General features: G+C 37.9%; 3 protein-coding genes. 2 read left to right on the top strand and 1 reads right to left on the bottom strand.

Annotated features, from left to right (window positions below; all coding sequences use genetic code 11):
- The coding region (locus DYY66_RS10950) for an ATPase domain-containing protein (RefSeq protein WP_304515764.1) at window positions 1-213 on the bottom strand (213 nt) is incomplete at its 3' end.
- A gap of 184 nt (window positions 214-397) precedes the next feature.
- Between DYY66_RS10950 and DYY66_RS10945 the strand changes: the two genes are divergently transcribed.
- Together DYY66_RS10945 and DYY66_RS10940 are read left to right on the top strand one after the other, a co-directional pair.
- Window positions 398-643, top strand: a complete 246-nt coding sequence (locus DYY66_RS10945) for a U6 snRNA-associated Sm-like protein LSm6 (RefSeq protein ID WP_101477943.1) — start codon at window positions 398-400, stop codon at window positions 641-643.
- Window positions 644-654: 11 nt separating this feature from the next.
- Window positions 655-761, top strand: a 107-nt coding sequence (locus tag DYY66_RS10940; protein WP_166289282.1) for an S-adenosylmethionine synthetase N-terminal domain-containing protein, incomplete at its 3' end; no start/stop codon positions are given.

Below are 761 nucleotides of genomic sequence, written 5' to 3'. Positions count from 1 at the left end.
TTGCAGCTTGATTAGCTGCAACATCCTTTCGGGTCTAAATCCACCAGTGGCATCTTGGTATAGAACTGTTCCATCTCGTAGCGAATTTAGAGAAATTTGCATGGCAAGTTGTGTCTTTCCACTTCCACCCGGTCCAAAAATATCGATTATCGTACCATGTCTTACGCCACCACCCAAAAGATCATCAAGTCCCAAAAGACCAGTGGAAATCAATTGTAATCAAAGAATTATCACAGATCACAGAGTATAAACGATGATCGGGAAGGCTTTTATTCNAGTCCCAAAAGACCAGTGGAAACCAATTCCAATCTAGAAATTATCACAAATAGTAGAGTATAAACGATGATCGGGAACGCTTTTATTCCCTATTTCAAGCAGTGGTGACAAGTGATTTGTGATGTCACAAGCAGCAACTCCAAAAAGACCTTTAACAACACTTCAAAAAGGCATTAACAAAAAAGTTACAGTCCGACTAAAAAGTGAAATTGAATACAAGGGCAAGATGAACAACGTAGATTCTTACATGAATTTGATCATGACAGATGCAGAAGAGATAAGCAATGGAAAAATCATCGCAAACTATGGCCGAGTCATAGTACGAGGAAATAACGTTCTTTTCATAAAATTAGAAAATGAGTTATAGGAAATTTTATCATGGCCTCTCCTAGAAGCTATCTTTTTACTTCAGAATCAGTTACAGAGGGTCATCCAGACAAGATCTGCGACCAGATATCTGATGCAATACTAGATGAATTTCTAAA

Origin of the sequence: Candidatus Nitrosotalea sp. FS, from assembly GCF_011319475.1 — an archaeon.
Classification (GTDB): domain Archaea; phylum Thermoproteota; class Nitrososphaeria; order Nitrososphaerales; family Nitrosopumilaceae; genus Nitrosotalea.
This window is presented reverse-complemented; position numbering and strand designations above follow the sequence as displayed.